The sequence below is a fragment of the Marinicauda algicola genome, from assembly GCF_017161425.1.
Taxonomy (GTDB): domain Bacteria; phylum Pseudomonadota; class Alphaproteobacteria; order Caulobacterales; family Maricaulaceae; genus Marinicauda; species Marinicauda algicola.
Window position 1 is genome coordinate 1,418,961 of sequence record NZ_CP071057.1, and the last position, 25,837, is coordinate 1,444,797.

Sequence of the window (25,837 nt, forward strand, 5' to 3'; positions counted from 1 at the left end):
TCGAAAAGGAGCGGCTCGAATGATCGGGGCGTTTGTACTCGCGGCAGCACTTTCCCTCACTCAGCAAGCCGATGAAGGCGCACAGGAAACGGGTTCTGCTCCCGAGCCCGACGGGCAGATCCAGGAGGGGCCGGTCCTCACGCTCGGCGCCTCGCCCGAGTCCGCTCCTGCCGAGGAGGACGAGCTGGTGGAAACCGCCTCCACCTACGCCTCCTTCCACGAGGAGGTCAGCGCCGCGGGCCGGCGCGAGCTGCGCTCCGGCCTCGACCTCGACGAGACGATGGATGCGCTCGCCGCCTACTATTCCGATGACCGGCTGGTGGACGCGCAGATCGCCTATGCCGCCCTCGTCGCCGCGCAGAATCCCGAATTCATCGACGCGGTGCGCGCGATCGCGGACTATTACGGCAGCGACGTCGCGGCGCAGAGCCTTATGGAGGACCCGCTCTTCGTGACCGGCTTCATGGGCGCGGATGCCGCGACCCAGTCGGTGACGAGCGCGATCGGCGAGGATGTCGGGCGCATGGATCAGGTCGGGCTGCGCTACCGCCAGGCCGCCTACAATCTGCAGACCGAAGCCTGGGCGCAGCGCCGGGCGCGCGACCGCCAGGAACGCCTCGCCGCGATCGAGACCGCGTCGAACCGGCTGACGACGAATTTCCGCCTGTCCGAGGAGATCGCCCCGGCGGCCGGTGCGCCGACGGCGCAGCGGCTGGGCTCGGCGGCCTCCCTGTTCGAGAACGACATCGTCACCGACACGACCGGGCCGATCACCCTGTCCGAGCTGGAAGTGACGGTCGGCCAGCGCCAGCTCGAGCCCGACGAGCGACGCGTGGGCCAGATCCTCGTCGTCGCCGCGCTGCAGTCCATCGAGGACGGGGATATGGCCTATATGGACCAGCTTCTGTCCAACCCGACGGTGGAGCGCTGCATCGCCTGGGCGAAGCTCGACCTGCAGCAGTGCGTGGCGGCCGGTCACTTCAAGTACGAGGACGCGTTCTGCATCGCCGAGCACGCACTGGGGGACGTTGCCGACTGCCTGACCACGGCCCGTATCGTCTCGAATTGAAACACTGTTCTGAATCAAAGACTAAGAATGGTTCAGTATTAAGCGTGCATTTACCGAAAGCCGGGGTTTCGGTGGCAAAACCCCGGCTTTTTCTCTAGCCTCGATCTTGCTTCGGAGCCCCCGAAGGAAGAAGTCGAGGCGGAAAGATGCTCTTCATCCTGCGCGCAGCCTTCTGGATCAGCGTCGTCGCGGCCTTCACGCCGCCGCAATTCCACATGTCCGAGGACAGCCCGCTGACGGGCCTCATCCTCGCCGCGGTGGACGAGCCGGGCCACGACGCGATCGGGGAGGTGATCTCCGCCTCGCAGGAGACGCGCTCGGATTTCTGCCGCCAGTATGCCGAGGTCTGCGCCGTCGGGGAGCAGGCCGGCAGCTTTGCCGGCTTCCTCGGCGACGTCGCCGTGGCCCGGGTGGAGAGCTGGGCGGCCGCACAGGGCGCCGACACCCGGGGCTGATCGCGCGCCCTTGCCCGTGCGGGCCATGATGGCTACCTCACGGGAATGAACACCATCCAGGACGATATCGACGCCCTCGTCGACGAATTCGACCTCCTCGGCGACTGGGAGGAGCGCTACCGCTATCTCATCGAGCTCGGCCAGGCCCTGCCCGGCCTCGCTGCGCACGAATATGCCGACGAGCACAAGGTGAAGGGTTGCGTGAGCCAGGTCTGGCTGGTGCTCGAAGACATGGACGGCCGGCTGGTAGTACGCGGCGACAGCGACGCCCACATCGTCAAGGGCCTCGTCGCCCTGATGGTGCGCCTCTATTCCGGGCGCACGCCGCAGGAGGCGCTCGAGATCGATCCGGCCAGGGTGCTCGCCCGCATCGGGTTGGCCGAGCACCTCTCCCCGCAACGCTCCAACGGCCTGGCCTCGATGGTGCAGCGCATTCGGGCCGAGGCGAAGGAGCGCGCCGCGGCGTGAGGCCTGGCCTGGCCCCTTCCCGCGTCACTCGCGCTCACCGCCCGCAACGGCGCCCACGTGCCTGAAGCCACAGAGCTTTCCGCGATTTAATCTGTCTCTCGCATTTCACGGTTGGCCGGGCGCACGCGCTCTGCTATCGCGCGGCCCTTGGCTCATCCGCCTTCAAGAGCGGAATTTCGATAGAGAGATCTTCCCCCATGAAAACCGGTTTCCTGTCCTTCGTCGGCCTCGCCGCCGCGCTCGTCGCCCCTGCGCACGCCCAGGAGCTCCAGCCCTTCCAGCAGGCCGCGCTCGACCGCGTGCTCGCGAGCTATCCTGCCGAGGAGCGTGCCATGCTGCGCCCGCAGCTGGAAATGATGTTCTCCCAGATGGATGCCGCGACCATCGCCATGATGGAAGAGGCGATGATGAACCAGGCCGAGCCGGTCGAGGACGACTTAGACTACGAGGAGGCCAGCGAGGACGACCTTGCCTTCAACACCGCTCAGTACGAGCCCATCGCCACGGCATATTTCGAGATCGGGACGGCCTTCGACGCCTTCGTCGCGCAGGCTGCGGCCCGGCATGCCCCGGAAGCGCCCTACGCGGTCTGGGGTCAGGCCTGGCGCTATGAACTTCCGTCGCTGGACGTGTTCGAACTCGATCTCGGTGCGGATCCGCGCGCCTATCTCGCGCGCATCGAGATGATGGCGCCCCATGACGGGCGCTATCGCTTCGATCTGCCGGCTGCCCCGACCGGGTTCGATACGGCGGGCGTGGAGGCCGCTCTCGCCGAGGCCTTCGAAGCGTATCAGGCGCTCGGCGAGCGCTTCGAGACGCGCATCCGCGCGCTCGCGGCCGCGGACGACCATGACGGCGCCCACGAGCATGAAGGACAGGCGCGCGGCGAACTCGCCGCCATCGAGGAGCGTCTGAGCGCCCGCCTGCAGGCGCTCGCCCCTATGGATCGCGGCGAGATCGCCGAGGCCCTGATGAACGGGCAGAGGCTGAACTAGCCCGCGAACGGATCCGCCACCTTCGGCGCGCGCCTCATGCCGTAATGGATGGCGAGGCGTTCCAGGGCGAGCTTCAGGGCCGGCGCGCCGGCGCGGGCCGGCCAGCCGAGATCGCGCTCGGCCGCGCTCATCCCGCTCTCGCGCAGGCAGACATTGACCAGCAGCCGGTCGAAGCCCGGCCCCACGGCGGCCAGCGCGTCCATCACGCGGCGTTTCGCGTCCAGGCGCGCGACGGGCGCATCGCCGGGGTCGAAGCGGAATGCCGGCGTCCTGCCGCGGGGCGCGCGCGTCCAGTCGCTCATCGCCGGCGCACCCATGGCCGAGCGGTGAAAGTCGGCGCGCAGGCGTTCGCCCGCCATCACCTGATCGGGCTCGAGCAGAGGCGGACGCCCGTGGCAAGCCCTAGCGTAGCGCGCCGGCGGGGACTCGGAGAGATTGGCGATGACGGTCTCGATCCGGCCCTGCCGGTCGATGACGTCGCGCGGGCCGAGATCGCAATGCTGGTGGGCGAAGCGGTCCTGGGCTTCGCCGGGTGCATCGGCGCGGTGTAGCGCCATGCGTCCGGCGCCGGTGAGCACGAAACAGTCTTTGCCCGCAGCCGCGATCGCACCGGCGCTGAGCGCCGCGGCGGTCTCCTTCGCGCTGGCCACCGCGAAAGGGCGCCGGCGCCGGTCGGAGCCGGCATAGACGCCGTAGCCGGTGCGCCCGCCCGGCAGCGGGGCGAGCACGCGGCCGGGCTTGGCCAGGCGCACCATCCAGGAGGGCGCGCTCACGCCGCGATCTCCTCGCAGGCGCCGCGCCCGGGCGGCGGCGGAGCGGCCCGCAGGCAGGCCTCCAGCGCGTCGAGAAAACCGTCGAAGCCCGGCTCGTCGCGCCGGTCCTCGATGCGGTGGCAAGCATAGGCCGCCGTCGTGCGGTCGCGCCCGAAGGCGTCGCCGACGCGCGCGAGCGAGAGTTCGAACGCCACGTGGGCGAGGTACATCGCCACCTGCCGGGCGAGCGCGACCTTCGCCGAGCGCCGGGTCGGCGCCGCGATCTCCTCCACCGGAACGTCGAATGCATAGGCGACCGCCTGCTGGGCGAGGCGGGCGCGGGCGCGGTCGAGCCGGGCCCTGCTGATCTTGTCCTCCGTCATCCTCGTCTGTCTCCATCCATGCCGAAGCGATGGCCCGATGTTAGGAACATCAGGGGAACACGAGGATAACTTTCCTATCAAGGGCGCAGAGCGGGTGCTTACACTCTAATAAGTTGAGTTCCTGCGCGCTCCGCTAGAGCGGGGAGAAGTACGCCACGACAAGCACCAGGGCGAGGATGATCGCGGTCCAGAGCGCCATCAGGCCGGACGGGAATTCGCGCGCGAGCGCCCCGCCCGGGCTGAACAGGTGGTGGAGCCGTCCGCCGATCCCGCCGATCAGCGCGCCGAGACCGCGCTCGACATGGCCGATCAGCTTGATCGTCATCGCCGCGCCCCAGCGCACCGCCCCGTCGCCCACCTTGCGGTAGACCCAGTCGAAATCGAGGATCGTGATGTCGCGCTCCTGGGGATAGAGCTTGAACTTCACCAGGAAGGTGAACGCGAACAGCGCCGCGATGAGGAGCTGCATCTGCCCGACCACGTGGTCGAACGTGTAGGGCTCGTAGGCCACATCATAGGGCAGCAGGTTGTAGAGCACCCCGTAATTGACCCCGAGATAGATGCACAGGAAGGAGGCGAGCCCCATGGCGACGAGCATGTTGAGCGGGGCTTCTCTGGGGCGCTTGCCGCTGTCGTGGGCGAAGAAGGTGAAGAACGGGATCTTGATGCCCGAGTGCTCGAGCACGCCCGCCGAGGCGAAGACCAGGATGATGAAGGGAATGCCGTAGTCGGCCTTCAGCACCGCGGAGATGGTCAGCGCCTTCGCGACGAAGCCGGAGAAGAGCGGGAAGGCCGAGATCGCCGCCGCCCCGACGAGGCAGAACACCGTGGTGAACGGCATCGACTTGTAGAGCCCGCCGAGCTCGCTCGCCTTGCATGTGCCCACCCGGTGCAGCACCGCGCCCATGCTCATGAACAGCAGCGCCTTGTAGATGATGTGCACGAAGGCGTGCGCGGCCGCGCCGTTGAGGCCGAGCTCGGTGCCCACCCCGATGCCGGCGACCATGAAGCCGAGCTGGTTGTTCAGCGAATAGGCGAGCACGCGCCTGAGATCGTTCTCGATCACCGCGTAGAAGACCGGGAAGGCGGTCATGATCGCGCCGATCCAGACCAGGATGTCCTCGCCGGCATAGCCGCGCGCGAGGGCGTAGATGGCGAGCTTGGTGGTGAAGGCCGACAGCACGACCGCGCCGGTGGCGGTCGCCTTGGGATAGGCGTCCTGCAGCCAGTTGTGCAGGAAGGGGAAGGCCGCCTTGATGCCGAAGGCCAGGAAGATGACCTTGCCCGCCGTCGTGTCGAGGCCGAACACGCCGACATCGCCGAGCCCGCCCATCTGCCAGCTGCCGGTCTGGCGCGCCCACAGGATCGCGCCGGCGAGCAGGATCACGCCGGACAGGACCTGGATCGCGAGATAGCGCAGACCCGCCCGGTAGGCCGCCTGCGTGCCGGCCGCGAAGATCATGAAGACCGAGCTGATCGCGGTGACTTCCCAGAAGAAGAACAGCGTCAGGAGGTCGCCCGCGAACACCGCGCCAAGCCCTGCGCCGGTATAGATCAGCGCGGCCGCATCGGTGACGCGGTTATTCTCGTGCAGCGCGTAGATCGCGTTGAGCAGGCTGACCAGGATGAAGACCAGGCCCCAGACCCGCGACAGGGAGTCGTAGCGATAGGTCTCGAAGGTGAATCCGGCGACCTCGAACACGCCGTAGGTGCCGATGGCCGGGGTGGCCAGCATCACGATACCGGCGGCTACCGGCGCGGCGAGCATCAGCGCCTTTCTCACGCCGTGCGGCGCGAGGAGGGTCAGCAGGCCGGCGATCAGGACGGGCCAGGCCGGGGACAGGCCGGCGAACGGGGTCAGGAGCTCACTCATCGTCGCCGTCCTGCCTGTAGTAGTCCGGGCGCCGTCCGAGCAGGGCGCGCAGCGGCCAGCCGGCCAGCACCGCCAGGCAGAAGCCGAAGAAGCCCTCCAGCTCGTAGAAGCCGAACAGGGCTTCCCACTTCGCGGCGTGGCGCGGGTGGATCGCCTCCACGATCAGAAGCCCGATCGCGAGCGCCCCGAAGATGTAGAACGGCGCCTGGCGGACGGCCGGCCTGTCCAGCCACAGGAAGTGGCGCGAGACCGGATGGATGTCGTCGTCGCGTTCGGGAGCGTCGCTCATGGCCGCATCTCCGTGGTGAAGACTGGTTCGAGATAGTCCACGAGGGGACCGATCGCGAAGAACAGCGCGATCGTGCCGATCGCGGTGATCACCGGCGCAGCCACGGCCAGCAGGGGCGGCAGGCCGGATTTCATCGGACTCTCGGCCGGACCCTTCCTGAAGAAGGCGCGGAACGCCACCGGCAGGAGATAGCCGATATTCAGGATCGTCGAGGCGATGAGCATGGCCATCAGCCAGGGCTGGCCCGCCGCCGTCGCGCCCTCCATCAGGAAGAGCTTCGCCCACACCCCGCCGAAGGGCGGCAGGCCGATGATCGACAGCGCGCCGATGGTGAAGGCGATGAAGGTCGCCGGCATGTAGCGCCCGAGCCCGTCGAGCTGGGAGATCTCGGTCTTCTTGGTGCCGGTGTAGATCGCGCCGGCGGTCATGAAGAGCGTGATCTTGCCGAAGGCGTGCATGACGATCTGCACCGCCGCACCCAGCAGCGCGATCGGGGTCGCCAGCATCGCGCCGAGCGTGATGTAGGACAGCTGGGAGACGGTCGAATAGGCGAGCCGGGCCTTCAGATTGTCCTTTGTCATGGCGATGACCGAGGCGAGCACGATGGAGATGCCGGCCACCCAGGCCAGCGCGTCGGCCATCGGCAGCTCGCGCATGAATTCCGGCCCGAAGGTGTAGGTGGACACCTTCAGCATGGTGAACACGCCCGCCTTCACCACGGCCACCGCATGCAGCAGGGCCGAGACCGGGGTCGGCGCGACCATGGCGTTGGGCAGCCAGGGATGGACCGGCATCAGCGCGGCCTTGCCGATCCCGAAGGCGAAGAGCAGCAGCAGGATGCCGCCCGTCGTCACCGAGACGGCGCCGGACAGGATGCCGCCGGCAGCGAAATCGGTCGTTCCGGCGAAGTACCAGACCGCGAAGACGGCGGGCAGGAGCAGGCCGATCGAGGTCGTCAGCAGGATGCCGAGATAGATGCTCGCGCCCTTCCTCGCCTTCGCATCGCCCTTGTGGGCGACGAGAGGATAGGTGGAGAGCGTCAGAGCCTCGTAGAAGAAGAACAGGGTCAGCAGGTTGCCCGCGAGCGCGATGCCCATCGCCGAGGCGATGGCGATCGTGAAGCAGAGATAGAACCGGGTCTGGTCCTTCTCCTTGTTGCCGCGCATGTAGCCGATCGAGAACAGGGAGTTCACGATCCACAGCCCGCTCGCCACCATGGCGAAGACCGCGCCCAGCGGCTCGAGCTTGAAGGCGAGCGACAGGCCCGGCGCGAACTCGATGAGTTCGACCTCCGGCTGGGACGGCGCGATCTCCACGAGCCAGGCGACGATCACGGCGAGCACGACCGCCGAGATCAGCGTGGCGGCCTCGCGCAGGTTCGGCATGTTGCCGAACACCACCACGCCGACCCCGCCGATCAGCGGGACGACGAGGGCGAGCGCCAGCGCGAGTTCGGGGGTCCAGTTCATCGGCCCGCCTCCCCGCCCGGTGCCGCCTCGGCGACGGTGGCGCTACCGTTGATCGCCGCTTCGGCGGCGGCGCTGGAGAGATCGACCATGAAGCTCGCGTCGATTCCGAAATAGATGTTGGCGAAGACGAGGATCCAGAGCGGGACGAGGATCATGAGCGGCACCGCGCGGATGCGCTCGCGCCCCGCCGGCGCGGGCTGGACCCACATCACGACGAGGATGCGGTAGACGTAGAACACCGCCAGCACCGAGGAGACCACGATGGCGGCGACCGCCCACCACCAGCCCGAGGCGAGCGCGGCCTGGATGAGGTAGAATTTCGAGATGAAGCCGACGGTGAACGGCACGCCGACCAGGCTCAGCGCCCCGATCGTGAAGGCCGCCGCGACGCCGGGCATGGCCTGGCCCAGTCCCCTGAAGTCGGCGATGCGCCGCACGCCGTAGGAATAGGCGAAGGCGCCCAGCGCGATGAAGAGCGCGCCCTTCATCAGCGCGTGATTGAGCAGGTGCAGCACACCGGCGCTGACGCCCAGCGCGGTGCCGATGCCGAGGCCCAGCATCATGTAGCCGACTTGGGCGACCGAGGAATAGGCGAGCAGCCGGCGCGCATCGACCTGGAAGATGGCCTGCGCGCTCGCCAGGATCATGCCGAGGATGGCCAGGGGGGTGACGACCCAGAGAAGGCTCATCTCGACGAAGGCCGAGCCCGGATAGAACACGTCGAACAGGAAGCGGATGATGACGTAGAAGGCGACCTTGGTGGCCGTCGTCGCCAGGAAGACCGTCACGAAGTTCGGCGCGAAGGCATAGGCGTTCGGCAGCCACAGATGCAGCGGGAAGAGCGCGGCCTTCAGGCCGATGCCCACGAGGATGAAGGCGAACGCCACCTCGATCACGCGGTTGCCGGGCATGTCCACCACGATGCGCGCGATGTCGGCCATGTTCAGCGTGCCGGTCGCCATGTAGAGGAAGCCGACGCCGATGACGAAGAAGGTCGCCCCGATCGTGCCCATCACGAGATAGTTGAACGAGGCCGTCAGCGCGCGCCGGTCGTTCTGATGTCCCATCGCCACGATGGCGTAGGTGCCGAGCGAGGAGATCTCCAGGAAGACGAAGAGGTTGAATGCGTCCCCGGTGAGCGCGACCCCGTTCAGGCCGGAGAAGCAGACCAGGAAGGCGGCGTAGAACAGGCCGCGCTTGTCGGCAGAGATCTCGTCGGCGACGCTCGGCAGGGCGAACACGGTCGCCAGCACGCCCATCGCGCCGATCAGCAGCACGATCGCGCTGTTCAGCCGGTCGACGCGGAATTCGATGCCGTAGGGCGGCGCCCAGCCGCCCAGATGATAGCTGACGACCTCGACGAGGCGCGTCTGGGCGACGAGCTCGAACGCCATGAACAGGGTGAAGACGGTCGATGCGAGCGCCACCGCCCACGCGAAGCGCCCGTTGGGAATCGCGACGAGGACGGCGGCCATGAACAGCGGCACGACCGCGGCGAGGACCGGGGCATGCGTTGCCAGCGCGGCGGGGAGAAAGACAGCCTCCATGAGCCCTTACACGCCTCTCTCGATTTCCTGGGAATAGTCCGCCTCGGCGATGGCCACGTCCTCGATCGAGCCGTAGGCCTCGCGGATGCGTACCACCAGGGCGAGGCCCATGGCGAGCGTCGCGACGCCGACGACGATGGCGGTGAGGATCAGCACGTGCGGCAGCGGGTTGGAATAGACCGCGTGCTCGAAGTGCTCGGCCGCGCCGTAACCGTGGGAGACCTCGTAGGGCAGGATCGGCGGCTCGCCGCCGAACACCTTGCCCATCGTGATGTAGAGCAGGAAGACCGAGGTCTGGAAGATCGACAGGGCGACCATGCGCTTGACCAGGTTGGCCGACGCCACGACGGCGTACAGGCCCACCATCATCAGCACCAGGACGACGGCGTAGGTGAAGCGGTCCGCGAGAATCTCGAGCATCGCCCTACCACTCCTCTTCCGGGATTTCCGGCGGACGGCCGGCGAAGGCGTAGAAGATGGCGATCATCACGCAGGTCACGGTGACCAGCACGCCGACCTCGACGAGGATGATGCCCATGACCTGGCCGGTATGGTGCGCCTTGTCCGGGTGCAGCACGTCGTAGTCCAGGAACTCCCCGCCCAGGAGCAGGCTGGCGAAGCCGACACCGGCATAGATGATGGCGCCGAGCGCGAAGCCGACGCGCACGACCGCCGTCGGGACGGCCTTGCGGGCGGCCTCCACGCCGAAGATCAGCGCGTAGAGGATCAGCGCGCTCGCCAGGATCACGCCGGCCTGGAAACCGCCGCCGGGCGAGTACTCGCCGTGGAAATGGACGTAGAAGCCGTAGACCACGATGAACGGGATCAGCAGCTTGGAGACGACCTTCAGGACGACATGGGGCGACATGGCCATGGCTTCAGCCCTCCCCCTTCGAGCCGGAGCGCGCGCCGACCAGGCCGAGCAGCAGCGCCACGCCGAGACCGGCGGCGAACACCACGAACACCTCGCCCATGGTATCGAAGCCCCGGTAGCTCGCCAGGATCGCGGTGACGACGTTGGGGATGCCGATATCCTCGATCGTGAGCTGCATGTATTCCATGCCGACATAGGAATTGGCCGGCGAGTTGGGGTCGCCATAGACCGGCATGTCGCCGAGCGCATAGAACAGGAGCGCGCCGGTGACCGCCACGACCGCGAGCGCGGCCCAGTGGCGCTGGCGCGGCACCGGATCGCACTCGCGCGAGGTCAGCAACATGGCGCCCAGCAGCAGCACGGTGGAAATCCCCGCCCCGACGGCCGCCTCGGTGAAGGCGACATCGACCGCGTCGAGCGAGACGAACCATGCGGCCGAAAGCAGCGAGTAGACGCCGGTGAGCATGACCACGGCGAAGAGGTTCTTCAGCCGGACCACCGCGATGCCGACCGCGAGCAGCATCGCCATCAGCGTATAGTCGAGATACTGGGTGAGATCGACGGTGTGCATCTCAGGCCTTCCCCCCGTCCTTCTCGGAATCGGGCGCGTAGCGTTTCAGGAGCGGCTTGAGCCCGGCCCGGTAGGCGGCATTGGCCACGGCATGGGTCGCGGTCGGGCTCGTCAGGAAGATGAACAGGCCGATCAGGGCGAGCTTCAGCGACAGCGCGCTCCAGCCAGCCTGCAGGATCAGGCCCAGCATGATCAGCTCGGCACCCAGCGTGTCGGTGACGCCGGCCGCGTGCATGCGGGTGTAGAAATCGGGCAGGCGCATCACGCCGATGGCACCGGCGAGGACGAAGACCACGCCGGCCACCATGGCGGCGATGGAGAGGATGTCCAGCCCCCGGTCGAGGATGAGCAGGAACTCGCTCATGTCTTCTGCTCCTCCTCGGCCTGCTTCTTGGCGATCTCGCCGCGTTCCATGCGGGTGAGCGCGACCTCGAGCGAGCGATAGCGGAAGAATTTCAGGATCGCGATCGTCGAGATGAAGTTCAAAAGCGCGTAGAGGATCGCGATGTCTATGGCGTCCGCCCGGTTCACCATCAGCGCGAAGACCACCAGGAACAGCACCGTCTTGGTGCCGAAGGAGTTCAGCGCCAGAACGCGGTCATAGAGCGTCGGGCCGATGAACAGCCGCGCGAGCATGATCGCCATGGCGATCGCCAAGGCTCCCGCGACGAAGAAATCCACGATCGGCATGAAGGTCACGACTGCGCTCCCTCCGCGGCCTTGCGCGAGCGCGCTTCCATGTCGCGAAGCCCTTCCTGTGCGGCGAGCTCCGCCGACAGGCCATGGACCAGGAAGCCGGTCTCCTCGACCTCCACCGTCACCGTGCCGGGCGTCAGCGTGATCGAGTTGGCGAAGGTCGCACGGGCCAGATCGGTGTGCAGCTTGACGGGCACGCGGGTGACGACGGGCTGGATGTCGAGCTGGGGGTTCATCACCAGACGCACGACATGGATGTTGGCGCGCACGATCTGGTCGCCGAGCCAGCCCCAGTAGGCGAGGAATTGCGGCAGCCGCGGAAACGGCACCGCATCCTCGTCGATCAGGCGCATGCGAAACGCCATCGCGACCGCGAACACGATCCCGAACACGCCGAATCCGAGGATCAGCGGATTGGTGAGCTTGTCCGAGAGCACGGCCCACAGCGCGGCGAGCGCGAGGGTCAGTAGCACCGTAAACAGGGCTTGGCGCGCCAAGATGTCTCCTCCCAGAGCACCCGGTGGGTCGAAAGCTGGCGGCGTTTCTAGGAAACCGGTCCAGCCATTTCCAGCAAATTCGACTGCTGTATAGCAGCTTTCATCAGAAGCGCTCGCCGCGCACCACCTCGACATCGTGACCGTAGATGATGCCGGGGAAGCGCTTGAAGAACGGCTCGGCCGCGGCGAACACGCGCTCGGCGGTCTCGGCATTGGTGATGACGTGCACCAGCTTCTTCTCGGTGGCGTCCGCGAAGTCGCCGCGATGCCAGTCCCCCTCCAGGCCCCGGCCCTCGCGGGCATCGACCACGGTGAAACCGGTCACCCCGCACTCGGCGAGCAGGTCCAGCAGGCGTCGCAGGTGAACCGTCTCCACGATGGCGATCAGCTTCTTGCGGACAGGACGGGTCATGGTTTCAGCCTCCGATCGCGAGCCGGGCCACCGCGGCGTAGAGCGGAATGCCCAGGGTCAGGTTGAACGGGAAGGTAATCGCGAGCGAGAGGGTGAGATAGACCGACGGATCGGCCTGGGGCAGCGCGATGCGCATCGCGGCGGGTACCGCGATATAGCTCGCCGAACCGGCGAGGATCATCAACGCCGCCGCGTCGGCCGCGCTCATGCCGATGAGCCAGGCGGTGGCCAGCGCCAGGCTCGCCCCGATCGGGGGCATGATCAGGCCGAAGGCGATGCCGCCGGCCCCGAGCTTCTTCGCGCCGGACAGCCGGCGCGCGGCGACGAGGCCCATGTCCAGGAGGAAGAGCGCCAGCACGCCCTGGAAGAGATCGACGACGAAGGGCTCCAGCTTGGCCATCCCCGACTGGCCGGAGAGCATGCCGATCAGGAAGCTGCCCAGCAGCAGCACGACCGAGCCGTTCAGCGCCACCTCGCGTACCAGTTCGGAGCGCGTGCGCTGGTCGCTGCCTGCGGCGCGCCCGGCGAGGATAAGGCCGGTCAGGATGGCCGGCGTCTCCATCAGCGCCAGCACCGCCACCATGTAGCCCGAGCTGACCATGCCCGACATCTGCAGGAACTCGGCACCGGCGACGAAGGTCACGACCGAGATCGAGCCGTAATGGGCCGCCGAGGCCGCGGCGGTGACCGGGTCGAGCTTCGTCATCGCCCGCAGCAGGCCATAGGCGATGAGCGGCATGGCGAAGCTCAGCACGATGCCGGCGAGCGCGGCGAGCGCGAGCGCGGCGGTGAAGCCCTGCTCGCTCACAGCGACGCCGCCCTTGAAGCCGATGGCGAGCATCAGATAGAGGGCGAGCCCCTTGGCCACCGCCTCGGGCACGTTGAGATCGGACTTCGCGACCCCGGCAAAGATTCCGAGGGCGAAGAACAGCACGGCCGGGGAGGTCAGGTTGGCCAGGGCGAGCGAAATCACCTCGATCATCGGCGCGCCGGTCCTTTCCGTGTCGATTTTCTGACAGCAGCGGGGGACCGCTTAGCGGCTCGGCGGTGGGCTGGCAAGCAGGCGGACCGGCCGGGTTCAGCCGGCCTGACCGCTGCGGCGCAGGCTCCAGTCCCAGTAACGCAGCACGGTCTGGGCCTTGTTCACCGAGAGGATATCGAAGACCAGCTCGGCCTGGCGCGCCGCCGGCGAGCCGTCGGCATGGCCCGCGCCGAGCCGCAGATAATTGAGATGGCGCCGCGACAGCCCGGTCGCCTTGGCGAACACGCCCAGCGCCTCGCCGCCCATGTCCTCGATGATCCGCTCGAAGACGGAAAGCTGGACGTTCGAAAGCCGTGCGGCCTCGGCCACGAGGTCGGGCCCGAAGCCCTTCACCGCCTGCTCCATCACCCCTTCCAGACCGCCATAGGCGGAGGCGTCGTTGGCCTCGCGGTCGCGCTGGCGCCGGTCGATATAGGCGAGCGTGCGCATGACGAGGGCATCGGCTTCCGCCTCGCGCGCGGCGGCGGGAAAGACGTCCTCGGCCGCTTCCTGGAGAATGGCGCGATCGACCGCGAAGCGCTCGAGGATCATGCGCCGCTGGTGATGATCGACCTCCCAGAACAGGCTCAGCGCCTGGGCGGGGCGCAATTCGCTGCGCCGGATGACGAGGCGCGAAAGCGAGGCGTGCTCGCCGGCGAGCCGGACGAGATGGTCCATCGTCTGGGGCGCAATGCGCGCACCCTCGTTCCTGAGCAGGATCTCCACCACGGCCGGATCGCCGGATGCGGCCAGTGCCGCGGTGACCGTTTCGGACACATGCTCGCGGCGAGCGAGCGCGATGCGGTGCTTGAGTTCCCCCTTGCGCGCGATCTCCATCATGTCGAAGTCGGTCAGCGCCCGCGAGCGCTCGACGATGGGAGCGGCGATGTCGAAGCTGTCGAGCGCGAGCCGGCGCAGCAGGCCCGGCGGCGCCTCGCCCTGCTCGGCCAGCCGGACGGCGACGCGGGCGCGCAGCGCGGGCTCGGCCGTGCGCAGCATCTCCTCCAGGACGTCGGCCACGATCCAGCGCTCCTGCGGGGTGACGCGGCTCGACGGCAGGCAGACGATGTCGGCCAGGCGCCGCGTGAGAAGCGCGCGCGACGAGCGCGGCCGGGCCCCGCCGGTTTCGTGTCCCGCTGCGAAATCTTCGGCCATTGATCGGTCCCGGATCGAAAATCCGCGTCCGAGCCTGCCGCCAACGCGTTAAGGAAGCGTGGCTTTCCTTGTCCGGGCGCGCAGCGCGCGATCTACTGAAGCCGAGGCGCGCCGCGCCGGAAAGCCGAGCTATAGTCATCGCGAAGACGAGCCGCTCTGGAGACCGACATGCCCAAACTCGATCGCGACGCCGTGGAGCGCCTGCGCAAGGAGCTGACGCCGGAACAGGACAAGGTTGCCTTCCACGAAGGCACCGAGCGGCCCGGATCGAGCGCGCTCAACGAGGAGAAGCGCGAAGGCGTGTTCGCGTGCGCGGTTTGCGGCAACCCGCTCTTCTCCTCCGAGCACAAGTACGAGTCCGGATCGGGCTGGCCGAGCTTCTACGACGTGTACGGGCCGGAGAGCCTGGAAACCAAGCGCGATTTCAAGCTCCTGATCCCGCGCACCGAATTCCACTGCGCCAATTGCGGCGCCCATGTCGGCCATGTCTTCAACGATGGCCCCCAGCCCACCGGCAAGCGCTACTGCGCCAACGGCATCGTGCTGGACTTCGAACCCGCGGACGGGGAAGACTAGGCGCTCGTCCGACTCCCGGCGGCGTGCCGGCCGGAGTTCCCCCCATGCCGGAGAGCGCTTGATATGCCGCCATCGACTGACCTATTGCTTCGCCGCGCCGCGGCCGGGCCCCTCCTCGGGCTCGCCGCCCTCGTCCTCGCCGCCTGCGGCGGCCCCGGGGATGGAGAAACCGCAGCGACCGACGAGAGTTCTCCCGAAATGCATCAAGCCACCCACAATGCCCTGATCGACCGTGCGCTGGAGATCGAGCCGCCCACGACCGAGCAGCGCCCTGTCGAGATCGAGCAGCTCGGATTCATGCGGACCGACCCCTATGCCTGGCTGCGCGACGACAACTGGCAGGAGGTGATGCGCGATCCGAGCCTGCTGCGCGAGGACATCCGCGCCCACCTGGAAGCGGAGAACGCCTACTACAACCAGGTCATGGCCCCGACCGAGGCCCTGCAGGCGCGGCTCTACGAGGAGATGCGCGGGCGCATCAAGGAGGACGACAGCTCGGTGCCGATGCGCGACGGGCCGTGGTTCTACTACACGCGCTATCGCGAGGGCGGGCAGTATCCGGTCTTCGCGCGCCGCCCGGCCGACGAGAACGGCGAGATGTCCGGCGAGGAACAGATCATCCTCGACGGGGACGCCATGGCCGAGGGCTTCGAGTATTTCGAGATCGAGACCGTCGACCACTCCCCCGACCATCGCTATCTCGCCTACGCCGTCGACACGACGGGCTCGGAGTTCTACGCCCTGAAGATCCGCGATCTCGAGACCGGAGAGGACATCGCGACGCTCACCGAGGAGGCCTATGGCTCGCTCGTCTGGGCGAACGATTCGCGCACGCTCTACTGGGTCTGGCGCGATGGAAACAACCGCCCGAAGCGGCTCTACCGCCAGGCGATCGACGCCGCGGAGCCCGAGCTGGTCTACGAGGAGGCCGATGACGGCTTCTTCCTCGGGGTCGGCAAGACCGACGGCGACCGCTGGATCGTGGTGTCGGCGAACGACCACACGACCTCGGAGATGCGCGTCATCGACGCGAACGACCCCGGCGCGCAGCCGATCCTCGTCGCCGAGCGCCGCACCGGCGTGGAGTACGACCTCACCGAGGCGGGCGGAGAGATCTGGGTGCGCACCAATCTGGACGACGCGGTCGACTTCAAGATCATGAAGGCTCCCCTCGACGATCCGCGCCACGAGAACTGGACCGACGTGATCGCCCACCGCCCCGGCACGCTGGTGCTGGGCATGGAAGGCTATGCCGACTGGCTGGTGCGCATGGAGCGCTCCAATGCCCTGCCGCGCATCGTCGTGCGCCACCTCGAGACCGGAGAGGAACACGAGATCGCCTTCGAGGAGGAGGCCTACGCCCTCGGCATGGACGGCAGCTACGAGTATGATTCCAGCACGCTGCGCTTCTCCTACGAGAGCCCGTCGACGCCGGAGGAGACCTTCGACTACGACCTCGCCTCGCGCGAGCGCGAGCTCCTGAAGGTGCAGGAAATCCCCTCCGGCCACGATCCCGATGCGTATGTGGTCCGCCGCATCCAGGCCGAGGCCCGCGACGGGGCTCTGGTGCCGGTGACGATCCTCTACCGCGAAGGCACGCCGCTCGACGGCACGGCGCCGCTCCTGCTCTACGGCTACGGCTCCTACGGCATCACCATTCCGGCCGGCTTCTCCACCACGCGCCTGTCGCTCGTGGACCGCGGCATGATCTTCGCCATCGCCCATATCCGCGGCTCGATGGCCAAGGGCTATGAGTGGTACACCGACGGCAAGCTCGACAGGAAGGCCAATACCTTCAACGACTACGTGGATTCCGCCCGTGCGCTGATCGACGAGGGCTACACGAGCGAGGGCCGGCTCGTGGCCTATGGCGGCTCGGCCGGCGGCCTGCTGGTCGGCGCGGCGATCAACCAGGCGCCCGAGCTCTTCGCCGGCGCGATCGGCGCGGTGCCCTTCGTCGACGTGCTCAACACGATGAGCGACGCGGAACTCCCTCTCACCCCGCCGGAATGGCCCGAATGGGGCAACCCCCTGACCGACGTGGCGGCCTACGAGTACATCCAGTCCTATTCCCCCTACGACCAGGTCCGCGCGCAGGCCTACCCCCACGTGCTCGCCACCGCCGGCCTCACCGATCCGCGGGTGACCTACTGGGAGCCGGCGAAATGGATCGCAAGGCTGCGCGAGTTGCGCACCGACGAGGGCCTCACCCTGCTACGCACCAATATGGGCGCCGGCCATGGCGGGGCCTCGGGGCGCTTCGACTCGCTCAAGGAACGCGCGGAGGAGTATGCGTTCGCGCTGATGGTGACCGGGCTTGCCGACGCGGAGGCAGGCATGCCCGCCCGCCAGACGGAGACGGCGAACTAGCCGGCTTCCTCCGCCTCGATCTCGAAGCGCGCCGTGAGCTCGACGAGCCGCGGCGCGTCTTCGTTCATGTCCTCGCCCTCGAGCCCGGCCTCGACGAGCGCGCGCACGCGGGCGAATTCGGCCGGCGAGCACGCCACGGGTTCGATCCCGACCCCCGCCTCGCCGGACTTCAGCCGGACGGTGCAGCTCACCAGGAGCACCGGCGCCAGTCCCGGCGCGGCGCTGACCAGGATGTCGCTGCGGCTCACGGCCGGCGGCGGCGCGGCCTCCTCCCCGCCGAGCCCCCAGACCGGGACCGGGTAGACATGACGGACCGGAATCTCCGGCCGCTCGGGCGGACCGGCGGCGAGCCCGGTGCCCGCCTCGGCCGGAGCCGGGCCGGCATCGGGCAACGCGCCCTGCCCGAGCACCCAGCCGAGGACGAAGGCGAGCGTGAGGGTCACGAGAAGCGCCCCGGAAAGCGCGAAGAGCCAGCGGGTCACGGCAGATGTCCTTTGCGGCGGGAAGCGGCCGCCGGGGCCTCCCGTTCCCCGGCGGCCCTCTTGCTCACTGATCCAGGCGGTATTCGAGCTGCGTCGTCAGACCGCGCAGCGCGACCTCGCCGGGCCCGACCCGGTCGGTCGCGTTGTAGCGCCAGCGCTCGACCGCGGCGATGCTGGCGCGCTCGAACCCCGCGTCGCACGCGAGAACCCGGACATTCGCCAGAGCCCCCGATCCGAGCACGTCGAAACGCACCAGGCAGTCGCCCTCCTCGCCCGCCGCCAGGCGTTGCGGCGGATAGCTGGGCGAGACGCGCACGATCGGGCCGGGATCGTGGACGAAAGCGATATCCCGGACGTCGAAGCCCTCGCCCGTCGGCGTGTCGATCACGACCGGACCCAGCGGGACCGGCTCGACCTGGCTGTCGGGATCGGCCCGGTCGGCATCGAGTTCGGGAATTTCCGGCGGCGAAACCGGATCGTCGATCTCGTCGGGATGGGGTCTGACGGGATTGTAAGGGACCACGTATTCCGCGATCACGAAGTGCGGCCGGTCCTCGCGCGGTGCGATCGGGACCAGCTCGGTTCGTATGAGCGCCTGCATCAGCATGAACAGCGCGACCGTCACCACCGCGGCGACGGGAATGATGAAGCTCAGGCGCGAAGCGCCTGCGAGCGTGCCTGCCATAGGTCTTCCTCCCACTCCGGCCCGTATTCGGGTCCGGGGTCAGCGCCCGCCCAGCACATGAACTTTCCGTAACAAATGGGGCGACACTCGGGCCCCGGCCCGGCCTTCTCGCGGCAAGCGGACGGGAACTTCCCGTGCCCCGACCGGCTTGGAAGCGCGGGGGACCGCTCGCAAGGCGGAGCAACGGGTCTTGCATGGAGGGATTGCGGATGAGCCGAGGGGCGCACCTCGCGACCGGCCTTCGCCGCACGGGCGTGCTGGCAGCCGTCTGGCTCGCCCTGACCGGAGCGGCGCCGGACGCGCTCGCCGCCGGCGCCCTCGCGCTCGCCCTCGCCGTCCCGCTCAGCCTCGTCCTGCTCGCCCCCGCCCCGCACCCGGTCAGGCTCGCACGCTTCGCCGCGCTGGCGCCCGGCTTCCTCGCGCGCTCCTTCCAGGGCGGCATCGACGTCGCCTGGCGCGCGCTTCATCCCGACCTGCCCATCCGCCCCGGCTGGATCGAATTTCCCACCCGCATCGAGGACGGTCCGGCCCGGCTGATCTTCGGGTCGGAAATCAGCCTCCTGCCCGGCACGCTCTCGGCCGGCTCCGAGGACGGCGCACTCTACGTCCACGCCCTGGACGCGAGCGGCGAGGTCGAGGGGAGCCTGCGTCCGCGGGAGGACGCGATGGCGCGCGCCTTCTCCCAACCCCGCGCCGGCGGGCGGGAGGAGGGATCATGACCACGATCTTCTGGCTCGCCGCGAGCGCCATTCTGCTCACCGTCGCCGCCGCGCTGCTGCGGGGCCTGCGCGGCCCGGAACGCCCGGACCGCGTGATGGCCGTCCAGCTCGTGGGCACGGGCGGGCTCGCGGTCGCCATCCTCATCGGCGCGGCGCGCGAGGAGGCGGCCTATCTCGATGTCGCGCTCGTCTTCGCCGTGCTCGCCGCATTCGTGGTCGTCGCCTTCGTGCGCGGCGCGCAGGGCGAGGACCCCGAAAAGGAGACGCCGCAGCTGTGACCGTCGCCAACGCCCTCTGTGCCCTGTTCCTGGCCGCCGGCGTCTTCTTCTACATCGCCGGCACGATCGGCCTGCTGCGCTTTCCCGACATCCCCTCGCGCCTGCACGCCCTGACCAAGGCCGACAATCTCGGCCTCGGCTTCATCGCCTTGTCGGCCGCCATCCACTGGGGGTCCCCGGCGGCCGCGGCCAAGCTCTTCCTGATCTGGCTGATCGCCCTGTTCAGCGCCGGCGCCGCCGCCCAGCTGATCGCGCGCGAAGCCCTCGACCGGGAGCGCGGCCGATGACCCTTGCCTTCGATCTCGTTCTCTGCTCGCTCCTGATCGCCTGCGCGGTTGCCGCGGTCTCGGGACGCGACCTGTTCGCCTCGATCGCCTTCTTCATCGTCTACGGCTTCCTTGCCGCGATTGCCTGGATCAGCCTGGGGGCGATCGACGTGGCGCTGGCGGAAGCCGCGATCGGGACCGGGATCACCGGCGTCCTGCTCATCGGCGCCTGGCGGGCCCTGCGCGATGCGGGCGATCCGGAGGGGGACGATCACCTGCCCCTGGCGACTCGTCTCACGGCCGGCCTCGCCTGCCTTGTCCTCGCGGCCGGGCTGGGCGCCGCCGTGCTCGCCCTGCCCGACAGCGCGGGCCTGTTCCAGGAAGCCGAACGCAATCGCGAGGCCCTCGGGCTCGGCAATCCCGTCACCGCCGTGCTGCTCGGCTTTCGCGGCTACGACACGCTGCTAGAGACGATGGTGCTCACCCTCGCCCTTGTCGCCGTCTGGTCGCTGACGCGGGAGGACGTCTGGGGCGGACGCCCGCGCGAAGCCGCGCCGGTCCGCCATGGCGGGGTGATGGAGAATTTCGGCCGGTTGCTGCCCGCCATCGGCGTCCTGGCCGGGGTGTATCTGGTCTGGGCGGGAGCCGACGCGCCGGGCGGTGCCTTCCAGGCCGGCACGGTACTCGCCGCGATGTGGATCCTCATCGTCCTGGCCGGCCGGCGCGACGAGCCGCGCATCGCCAGCCCGGCCGCGCGTGTCCCCGTCGCGGCGGGGCCGGTGGTGTTCGTCGCCATTGCGTTGGCCGGGGCGGCGCTGGGCGCGCCGCTCTCCTATCCGGAAGACTGGGCGAAGCCGGCGATCGTGCTCGTGGAATACACCCTCACCCTCTCAATCGCCGCGATCCTCGCCCTGCTCGTCGCGGGCCCCGCGAGGCGCGCGGCATGAACGCGCTCGCCGACTCCGCGACCCTGTTCGCGTTGACGGGGGTCCTCCTCGTCGCGCTGGGCTTCTACGGCTTCGTCGCCGGCGCGCAGCCGATCCGCAAGGTGATCGCCTTCAACATCGTGGCGAGCGGGGTCTTCCTCCTGTTCGGCGCGACCGGGCGGACGGAGGGCACGGTCGATCCGGTCGCCCAGGCCCTGATCATCACCGGCCTCGTCGTCGGGGTCGCGATCACGACCTTCGCCCTCGCCCTGATCGTGCGCCGGGCCGAGGACGAGCGATCGAAGTCCGGGGAGGAGGCGCGCGAGTGAGCCTTCTGTCCCTGTTCGTCCTCGTCCCGCTGGCCTTCATGCTCGCCGCGATCCTTGCCGGCCGGCGCGGGGCGTGGCTGGTGTTCGCCGCAGTCCCGGTGATGCTCGTGCTCTCGGTCCGCCTCGTCCTCGCGATGGGCGGCGAGGCGCCGGGCGGCGCGCTCGGCGGCTGGCCGGCTCCGCTCGGAATACGGCTTCAGGCGAGCGGCTTCTCCGCCGCCCTGCTGGTCGCGGCGAACCTCACGGCCGGGCTCGCCGGGCTCCATGCCTTCGGCGAGATGCGGATGACCGGCCACGGCGCAGGCGTGCGCGCAAGCACGTTCTGGCCGCTCTATTTCGGCCTCTGGGCGGCGGCCGGCGCGATCCTGGTCAGCAACGACGTGTTCAACCTCTATGTCGCGCTCGAACTTCTGACGGTCGCGGCCGTGGCGCTGGCGGCCTACGGATCGCGCGAGGCGGCGCTGCGCTATTTCCTGATCGCCATGCCGGCCTCGCTCGCCTTCCTGCTCGGCGTGGTCCTGCTCTATGCGCGCTACGGGGCGCTCGATCTGGACCTGATCGCCGGACGCGCCGTCGCCGACCTACCCACCCTGCTCGCCGCCGCGCTGATGAGCGCGGGGCTCCTGGCCAAGGGCGCCGTCTTCCCGCTGCATGCCTGGCTGCCGCCGGCCCACGCCGCCGCCCCCGCCCCGGCGAGCGCGCTCCTGTCGGGGCTGGTCGTGAAGGCAGCCGTCTTCATCCTCGTCCGGCTCTGGTTCGACGCGCTTCCGGGCCTTGCCGTGCCGGCGCTCCTGCACGCCTTCGGCGCGCTTGGCGCAATGGCGGTGATCTACGGTTCCGTGCTCGCCCTCCTCCAGGAGCGGCTGAAGCGGCTGGTGGCGTATTCGACCGTCGCCCAGCTCGGCTATCTCCTTCTGGTCTTCCCGCTCGCCGGCGGGGCGCAGGGCGCCGCGCCGTGGGCCGCCGGAGCCTGGGGCGCGATGGCGCTGCACGCGCTCTCCCACATGCTGTCGAAGGCGGGCATGTTCCTGGCGGCCGGGCTCATCGTTCACTGTGCGGGCGAGGACCGGATCGCGCGCCTGGACGGCATCGCGCGGGCGATGCCCGTGACGGTGCTCGGCTTCGCGGTGTGCGCCGTGTCGCTGATGGGTCTGCCGCCGAGCGGCGGGTTCATGGCCAAATACCTCTTCCTGGTCTCCGCCCTCGCCGCCGAGCTGTGGATCTACGCCCTCGTGATCGTGGCCGGGGGCCTGCTCGCCGCGGCCTATCTCTTCCGCCCGCTCACCCACTTCATGGACGGCCATCACGTGCCGGAAGTCAGCACCTGCCCGAGTCGGCTCCTGCCGGCCCTCCCGCTCGTGCTCGGACTGGCCGCTGTCGGGCTCGGAATCGCCTCCTCCGCGCCGTACAGCTTCGTACAGATCGGGGCTCTTGCCGGCGGGACCTCCCAGGCCAGCGGGGACCTGCCATGACCGAGACCGCTATCGTCCTCGGCCTCCTGCTCTTCCTGCCGCTGCTGCCGGTCGTGTTCAGTGCGGCCGGCCCGCACCTGCCCGGCGCGCATTTTCCCTGGCGCAGCGGCGCAAACATCGCGTGCGCGCTGCTCAAGCTCGCCGTCGTGGTTTACGCGCTCGTGCGCGTGGCCGCGGGCGAAGTCTTCGAATGGCGAGGCGAATTCGTGCCGGGGCTCGCCCTGATCGTGCGCCTCGACGCGCTGGCCCTGCTCTTCGTGACGCTGTCCACCTTCCTGTGGACGGTCACGACCTTCTACGCCATCGCATACATGCGCGGCGGCAAGGGCCAGCCGCGCTTCTTCGGCTTCTTCAACCTGTGCATCCTTGCCACGACCGGAATCGCCATTTCCGGCTCGATGATCACCTTCTTCGTGTTCTACGAACTGCTCACCCTCGCGACCTGGCCGCTGGTCGTGCACAAGGGCGACGAGGGATCGCTCGCGGCGGGGCGGACCTATCTTGCCTACACGGTCACGGGCAGCGCCGCGCTGCTGTTCGGGATCGTGTGGCTGGAAAGCGGGGCGGGGCCGGTCGCTTTCGTGTCGCCGGGCGATCTCTCCGCCCATTCGCCCGCGGCGCTGACGGCGATCTTCGCCCTCATGGTGGGCGGGCTCGGCGTGAAGGCCGCGCTGTTTTCGCTGAATGCCTGGCTGCCCGCCGCCATGGTCGCGCCGGCGCCGGTGAGTGCGCTGTTGCACGCCGTCGCGGTCGTCAAGGCAGGCGCCTTCGGCATCATGAGGGTGATCTTCGACGTGTTCGGGCTGGAACGGGTCACCGCGCTCGGACTTGGACTGCCCCTCGCCGTCCTCGCCAGTGTCACCATCGTCTACGGCTCGCTGCAGGCCCTGCGCCAGAGCGAGATCAAGCCGCGCCTGGCCTACTCCACGGTGAGCCAGATCAGCTACATCATTCTCGGCGCGAGCCTCGCCGGCCCGGTGGCGGCGATCGGCGGGCTCGTCCATCTCGTCCACCAGGGCCTGATGAAGATCACCCTGTTCTTCGCCGCCGGGGTGCTTGCAAGGCGCGCAGGCATCCACCGGCTCGACGCGCTCGGCGGGACGGGACGGCGCCTGCCGCTGACGATGGGGGCCTTCACGATCGGCGCGCTCGGCATGATCGGCATACCCCCGGTGGCCGGCTTCGTCTCGAAATGGTTCCTCGCGCTCGGCGGGCTGGAGGTCGACGCGCCCTGGGTCGTCGCCGTGCTGATCGCATCCGCCCTGCTCAACGCGGCCTATTTTCTTCCGCCGCTCTACCGCGCCTGGCTCGGGCCCGCCGATGGAGACCTGCCCGCCCCGGAGGTGCTCGCAAGGGACCGGCCCTGGATGCTGATCCTTCCCGCGGCGGTCACCGCGGCGGCCGCGCTCGGCGCGGGCCTCTTCGCCGGCTTCGCCTTCAGCCCGCTCGGCTGGGCGAGCCTCATCGTCGAGCGGGTCTACACGCCGTGAGCGCCCTCGCCCTCGTCCCCGCCGCGATCGGCGTGCCGCTGATCCTCGCTGCGCTCGGCGTGCTGCCGCGCCTGCGCGCCCGGGCCATGACGCTGTCGCTCGCCGCCCCCCTCGCCGGGCTTGCCGCAGCCCTGCTTGCGCCGCAGGGCGAGACGGTCCGGCTCCCCGGACTCCTTCTCGACACCCGGCTCGTTCTGACCCCGTCCGGGGCGATCTTCCTCGGCGGGGCCTGCCTCCTGTGGCTGCTCGCCGGCATCCATGCGCGCCGGGCGATGGCCGGGCTAGACGCGACGGGCGTCTTCGCCCTGTCCTGGAACCTCTCGCTCGCCGGCCTCGTCGCGGTGTTCCTCGCCGGCGACGCGGTGACCTTCTATGCCGGCTACGCGCTCGCCTCCTTCGCGGCATGGCCGCTCATCGTCCACCGCGGGACGCCCGAGGCGCGCCACGCCGGGGTGGTCTATATCGCGCTCGCCGTGGCCGGGGAGATGGCGGTCCTGTCCGGCCTGCTCGTCGCCGCCGCGAAGACGGAAGGCGGGCTGGCCATCGCGGACATTCGCCAAGCCGCAGCCGGGGCGGGTCCGCTCGTCCCCATCCTCCTGATCGCCGGTTTCGCGATCAAGGCCGGGCTGGTGCCCGTCCATGTCTGGAAACCGCTCTCCTACACCGCCGCGCCCGCACCGGCGGCGGCGGTGCTGAGCGGGGCCGTCGCCAAGGCCGGGCTGTTCGGCGCGGCCCTGTTCCTGTCTCCGGCAGCAGGGGGAGGCGCACCGGTGCTGCTGATGACGGCGCTGGGCCTGTTCGGCGCGTTCTACGCCGCGCTCGTCGGCCTGACGCAGGTCCGTGCCAAGAGCGTGCTCGCCTATTCCTCGGTCAGCCAGCTGAGCCTTGCGCTCGGCGCACTGGGGGCGGGGCTTGCCGCCGGGGCCGAGCACGCGACGCTGGCGACCGCGGCCGCCGTCTTCGCCCTGCATCACGGGCTCGCCAAGAGCGCGCTCTTCCTCGGCGCCGGCGCCGCGCGCGCGGCCGGGACCACACCATCGGGCCTGCGCATCGCGCTCGCCCTCGCCGCGCTGTCGATCGCCGGCCTTCCGCTGAGCGGGGGCGGACTCGCCAAGCTCGCGATCAAGCACGAGTTCGCCGGCCTGCCCGAGGCTCTGGTGATCGGCTCGGCAGTGACGACCGCGCTCGTGCTGATCCGCTTCCTCGCCGTGCTTCCGGCCGGGCCGCATCGCGGCGGGCCCGTGCCTGCGAGCCTCTCGGTCCCGGTCTACCTGCTCGCCGGCGGTGCGCTGCTGCTGCCCTGGGGGCTCGTCGACGCCGCCGGGATCGGCCTCGGCTATCCGCTACAGCCCGCCAACCTGATCCACGCCGCATGGCCGCTGCTGGCGGCGGGCGTGATCTGGCGGGTCTTCCGCCGGATGCGCGGACCCTCGATACCGGCCGGCGACCTGCTCGTCGCGGTGGAGGCCTGCTTGCAGGGCGCCGTCAAAGCATCGCGTGGGCTCGGCATGAGCCTCTCCCGTGGACGGCCCTGGCAGCCCCGGCGCGCAATGGCCAGGCTGCGGCGGACGGGGGCCCGGCTCGAGGCGCTGGAAGCCGGGCTGGCCCGCCGGCTTCCAGCAGTCCTGCTCGCCGCCCTCCTCGCCCTCGCCGCGACCGCGCTTTTCTCCGCAAGCGGTTGAGGCAAAGAAAAACCCCGGCGGCAGGAACCACCGGGG

Annotated in this window: 31 protein-coding genes; 14 read left to right on the forward strand and 17 right to left on the reverse strand. The window is 69.3% G+C overall.

Features of this window, described 5'->3' with window-relative positions:
- Positions 1-19: 19 nt before the first annotated feature.
- The 4 genes from JW792_RS07095 to JW792_RS07110 all read left to right on the forward strand — a co-directional run bounded on the left by JW792_RS07095 (position 20) and on the right by JW792_RS07110 (position 2,987).
- Positions 20-1,069: a hypothetical protein gene (locus JW792_RS07095; RefSeq protein ID WP_135996393.1), complete on the forward strand. Its 1,050-nt coding sequence runs from the start codon at positions 20-22 to the stop codon at positions 1,067-1,069.
- A 146-nt stretch (positions 1,070-1,215) separates the two neighbouring features.
- On the forward strand, positions 1,216-1,524 hold the full coding sequence (locus JW792_RS07100) for a hypothetical protein (RefSeq protein WP_135996392.1): 309 nt from the start codon (positions 1,216-1,218) through the stop codon (positions 1,522-1,524).
- A gap of 45 nt (positions 1,525-1,569) precedes the next feature.
- Positions 1,570-1,992 carry a SufE family protein gene (locus JW792_RS07105; protein WP_135996391.1) on the forward strand — a complete coding sequence of 141 codons (423 nt, stop codon included), beginning with the start codon at positions 1,570-1,572 and terminating at the stop codon, positions 1,990-1,992.
- Positions 1,993-2,189: 197 nt separating this feature from the next.
- Positions 2,190-2,987, forward strand: a complete 798-nt coding sequence (locus JW792_RS07110) for a hypothetical protein (RefSeq protein WP_135996390.1) — start codon at positions 2,190-2,192, stop codon at positions 2,985-2,987.
- On the opposite strand, the gene JW792_RS07115 is transcribed toward JW792_RS07110, so the two are convergent.
- From JW792_RS07115 to JW792_RS07185, 15 genes are all read right to left on the reverse strand, one after another.
- The gene (locus JW792_RS07115; RefSeq protein WP_135996389.1) at positions 2,984-3,760 is read right to left on the reverse strand and encodes a DUF6456 domain-containing protein; all 777 of its coding nucleotides are present in this window, start codon (positions 3,758-3,760) and stop codon (positions 2,984-2,986) included. The genes JW792_RS07110 and JW792_RS07115 overlap by 4 nt on opposite strands.
- On the reverse strand, positions 3,757-4,122 hold the full coding sequence (locus tag JW792_RS07120; protein WP_135996388.1) for a helix-turn-helix domain-containing protein: 366 nt from the start codon (positions 4,120-4,122) through the stop codon (positions 3,757-3,759). Before JW792_RS07120 ends, JW792_RS07115 begins: the two co-directional genes overlap by 4 nt.
- Positions 4,123-4,255: 133 nt before the next feature.
- Positions 4,256-5,995, reverse strand: coding sequence for a Na(+)/H(+) antiporter subunit D (locus JW792_RS07125; RefSeq protein ID WP_135996387.1), 1,740 nt, complete (start codon positions 5,993-5,995; stop codon positions 4,256-4,258).
- Positions 5,988-6,284, reverse strand: a complete 297-nt coding sequence (locus JW792_RS07130) for a hypothetical protein (RefSeq protein ID WP_135996386.1) — start codon at positions 6,282-6,284, stop codon at positions 5,988-5,990. Before JW792_RS07130 ends, JW792_RS07125 begins: the two co-directional genes overlap by 8 nt.
- Positions 6,281-7,753, reverse strand: coding sequence for a proton-conducting transporter transmembrane domain-containing protein (locus tag JW792_RS07135; protein ID WP_135996385.1), 1,473 nt, complete (start codon positions 7,751-7,753; stop codon positions 6,281-6,283). The genes JW792_RS07130 and JW792_RS07135 overlap by 4 nt, the downstream gene beginning before the upstream one ends.
- A complete protein-coding gene (locus JW792_RS07140) occupies positions 7,750-9,300 on the reverse strand; it encodes a monovalent cation/H+ antiporter subunit D family protein (RefSeq protein WP_135996384.1) in 1,551 nt (516 codons plus the stop codon). Before JW792_RS07140 ends, JW792_RS07135 begins: the two co-directional genes overlap by 4 nt.
- Before the next feature lie 6 nt (positions 9,301-9,306).
- Positions 9,307-9,720 (reverse strand): cation:proton antiporter subunit C, encoded by a 414-nt coding sequence (locus JW792_RS07145; protein WP_135996383.1) that lies wholly within the window; start codon positions 9,718-9,720, stop codon positions 9,307-9,309.
- A 4-nt stretch (positions 9,721-9,724) separates the two neighbouring features.
- A complete protein-coding gene (locus JW792_RS07150; protein ID WP_135996507.1) occupies positions 9,725-10,168 on the reverse strand; it encodes a Na(+)/H(+) antiporter subunit B in 444 nt (147 codons plus the stop codon).
- Positions 10,169-10,178: 10 nt separating this feature from the next.
- Positions 10,179-10,745 (reverse strand): DUF4040 domain-containing protein, encoded by a 567-nt coding sequence (locus JW792_RS07155; protein ID WP_135996382.1) that lies wholly within the window; start codon positions 10,743-10,745, stop codon positions 10,179-10,181.
- A 1-nt stretch (position 10,746) separates the two neighbouring features.
- On the reverse strand, positions 10,747-11,109 hold the full coding sequence (gene mnhG, locus JW792_RS07160; RefSeq protein ID WP_135996381.1) for a monovalent cation/H(+) antiporter subunit G: 363 nt from the start codon (positions 11,107-11,109) through the stop codon (positions 10,747-10,749).
- The gene (locus JW792_RS07165; RefSeq protein ID WP_135996505.1) at positions 11,106-11,435 is read right to left on the reverse strand and encodes an MrpF/PhaF family protein; all 330 of its coding nucleotides are present in this window, start codon (positions 11,433-11,435) and stop codon (positions 11,106-11,108) included. The genes mnhG and JW792_RS07165 overlap by 4 nt, the downstream gene beginning before the upstream one ends.
- A 5-nt stretch (positions 11,436-11,440) precedes the next feature.
- A complete protein-coding gene (locus tag JW792_RS07170; protein WP_135996380.1) occupies positions 11,441-11,938 on the reverse strand; it encodes a Na+/H+ antiporter subunit E in 498 nt (165 codons plus the stop codon).
- A 103-nt stretch (positions 11,939-12,041) separates the two neighbouring features.
- Positions 12,042-12,350, reverse strand: a complete 309-nt coding sequence (locus JW792_RS07175; RefSeq protein WP_135996379.1) for a P-II family nitrogen regulator — start codon at positions 12,348-12,350, stop codon at positions 12,042-12,044.
- A 4-nt stretch (positions 12,351-12,354) separates the two neighbouring features.
- Complete coding sequence (locus JW792_RS07180) at positions 12,355-13,332, reverse strand: sodium-dependent bicarbonate transport family permease (RefSeq protein WP_135996378.1); 978 nt, start codon at positions 13,330-13,332, stop codon at positions 12,355-12,357.
- Positions 13,333-13,428: 96 nt separating this feature from the next.
- Positions 13,429-14,526: a DUF2336 domain-containing protein gene (locus tag JW792_RS07185; RefSeq protein WP_135996377.1), complete on the reverse strand. Its 1,098-nt coding sequence runs from the start codon at positions 14,524-14,526 to the stop codon at positions 13,429-13,431.
- 168 nt (positions 14,527-14,694) lie between these two features.
- Between JW792_RS07185 and msrB the strand changes: the two genes are divergently transcribed.
- Both msrB and JW792_RS07195 read left to right on the forward strand, forming a co-directional pair.
- Complete coding sequence (gene msrB / locus JW792_RS07190) at positions 14,695-15,102, forward strand: peptide-methionine (R)-S-oxide reductase MsrB (RefSeq protein WP_135996376.1); 408 nt, start codon at positions 14,695-14,697, stop codon at positions 15,100-15,102.
- A gap of 198 nt (positions 15,103-15,300) precedes the next feature.
- On the forward strand, positions 15,301-17,472 hold the full coding sequence (locus JW792_RS07195) for a S9 family peptidase (protein ID WP_241095092.1): 2,172 nt from the start codon (positions 15,301-15,303) through the stop codon (positions 17,470-17,472).
- Here JW792_RS07195 and JW792_RS07200 read toward each other — a convergent pair.
- Together JW792_RS07200 and JW792_RS07205 are read right to left on the reverse strand one after the other, a co-directional pair.
- Positions 17,469-17,954, reverse strand: a complete 486-nt coding sequence (locus tag JW792_RS07200) for a hypothetical protein (RefSeq protein ID WP_135996374.1) — start codon at positions 17,952-17,954, stop codon at positions 17,469-17,471. The two genes, JW792_RS07195 and JW792_RS07200, sit on opposite strands and share 4 nt — an antisense overlap.
- A 64-nt stretch (positions 17,955-18,018) precedes the next feature.
- Positions 18,019-18,639: a TonB family protein gene (locus JW792_RS07205; RefSeq protein ID WP_135996373.1), complete on the reverse strand. Its 621-nt coding sequence runs from the start codon at positions 18,637-18,639 to the stop codon at positions 18,019-18,021.
- Positions 18,640-18,848: 209 nt separating this feature from the next.
- On the opposite strand from JW792_RS07205, the gene JW792_RS07210 reads away from it, so the two are divergent.
- Genes JW792_RS07210 through JW792_RS07245 form a run of 8 tightly spaced genes read left to right on the forward strand, consistent with a single transcriptional unit; the run spans position 18,849 to position 25,801 of the window.
- Positions 18,849-19,358: a Na+/H+ antiporter subunit E gene (locus JW792_RS07210; RefSeq protein WP_158291620.1), complete on the forward strand. Its 510-nt coding sequence runs from the start codon at positions 18,849-18,851 to the stop codon at positions 19,356-19,358.
- On the forward strand, positions 19,355-19,636 hold the full coding sequence (locus tag JW792_RS07215) for an MrpF/PhaF family protein (protein ID WP_135996371.1): 282 nt from the start codon (positions 19,355-19,357) through the stop codon (positions 19,634-19,636). The genes JW792_RS07210 and JW792_RS07215 overlap by 4 nt, the downstream gene beginning before the upstream one ends.
- A complete protein-coding gene (locus JW792_RS07220; RefSeq protein ID WP_135996370.1) occupies positions 19,633-19,923 on the forward strand; it encodes a cation:proton antiporter in 291 nt (96 codons plus the stop codon). The genes JW792_RS07215 and JW792_RS07220 overlap by 4 nt, the downstream gene beginning before the upstream one ends.
- Positions 19,920-20,849: a hydrogenase subunit MbhD domain-containing protein gene (locus tag JW792_RS07225; protein WP_135996369.1), complete on the forward strand. Its 930-nt coding sequence runs from the start codon at positions 19,920-19,922 to the stop codon at positions 20,847-20,849. The genes JW792_RS07220 and JW792_RS07225 overlap by 4 nt, the downstream gene beginning before the upstream one ends.
- The gene (locus JW792_RS07230; protein WP_135996368.1) at positions 20,846-21,157 is read left to right on the forward strand and encodes an NADH-quinone oxidoreductase subunit K; all 312 of its coding nucleotides are present in this window, start codon (positions 20,846-20,848) and stop codon (positions 21,155-21,157) included. The genes JW792_RS07225 and JW792_RS07230 overlap by 4 nt, the downstream gene beginning before the upstream one ends.
- Positions 21,154-22,629 (forward strand): complex I subunit 5 family protein, encoded by a 1,476-nt coding sequence (locus JW792_RS07235; protein WP_135996367.1) that lies wholly within the window; start codon positions 21,154-21,156, stop codon positions 22,627-22,629. The genes JW792_RS07230 and JW792_RS07235 overlap by 4 nt, the downstream gene beginning before the upstream one ends.
- Positions 22,626-24,119 carry a complex I subunit 5 family protein gene (locus tag JW792_RS07240; RefSeq protein ID WP_135996366.1) on the forward strand — a complete coding sequence of 498 codons (1,494 nt, stop codon included), beginning with the start codon at positions 22,626-22,628 and terminating at the stop codon, positions 24,117-24,119. Before JW792_RS07235 ends, JW792_RS07240 begins: the two co-directional genes overlap by 4 nt.
- Positions 24,116-25,801: a proton-conducting transporter transmembrane domain-containing protein gene (locus JW792_RS07245; protein WP_135996365.1), complete on the forward strand. Its 1,686-nt coding sequence runs from the start codon at positions 24,116-24,118 to the stop codon at positions 25,799-25,801. Before JW792_RS07240 ends, JW792_RS07245 begins: the two co-directional genes overlap by 4 nt.
- The last annotated feature ends 36 nt before the right edge of the window (positions 25,802-25,837 follow it).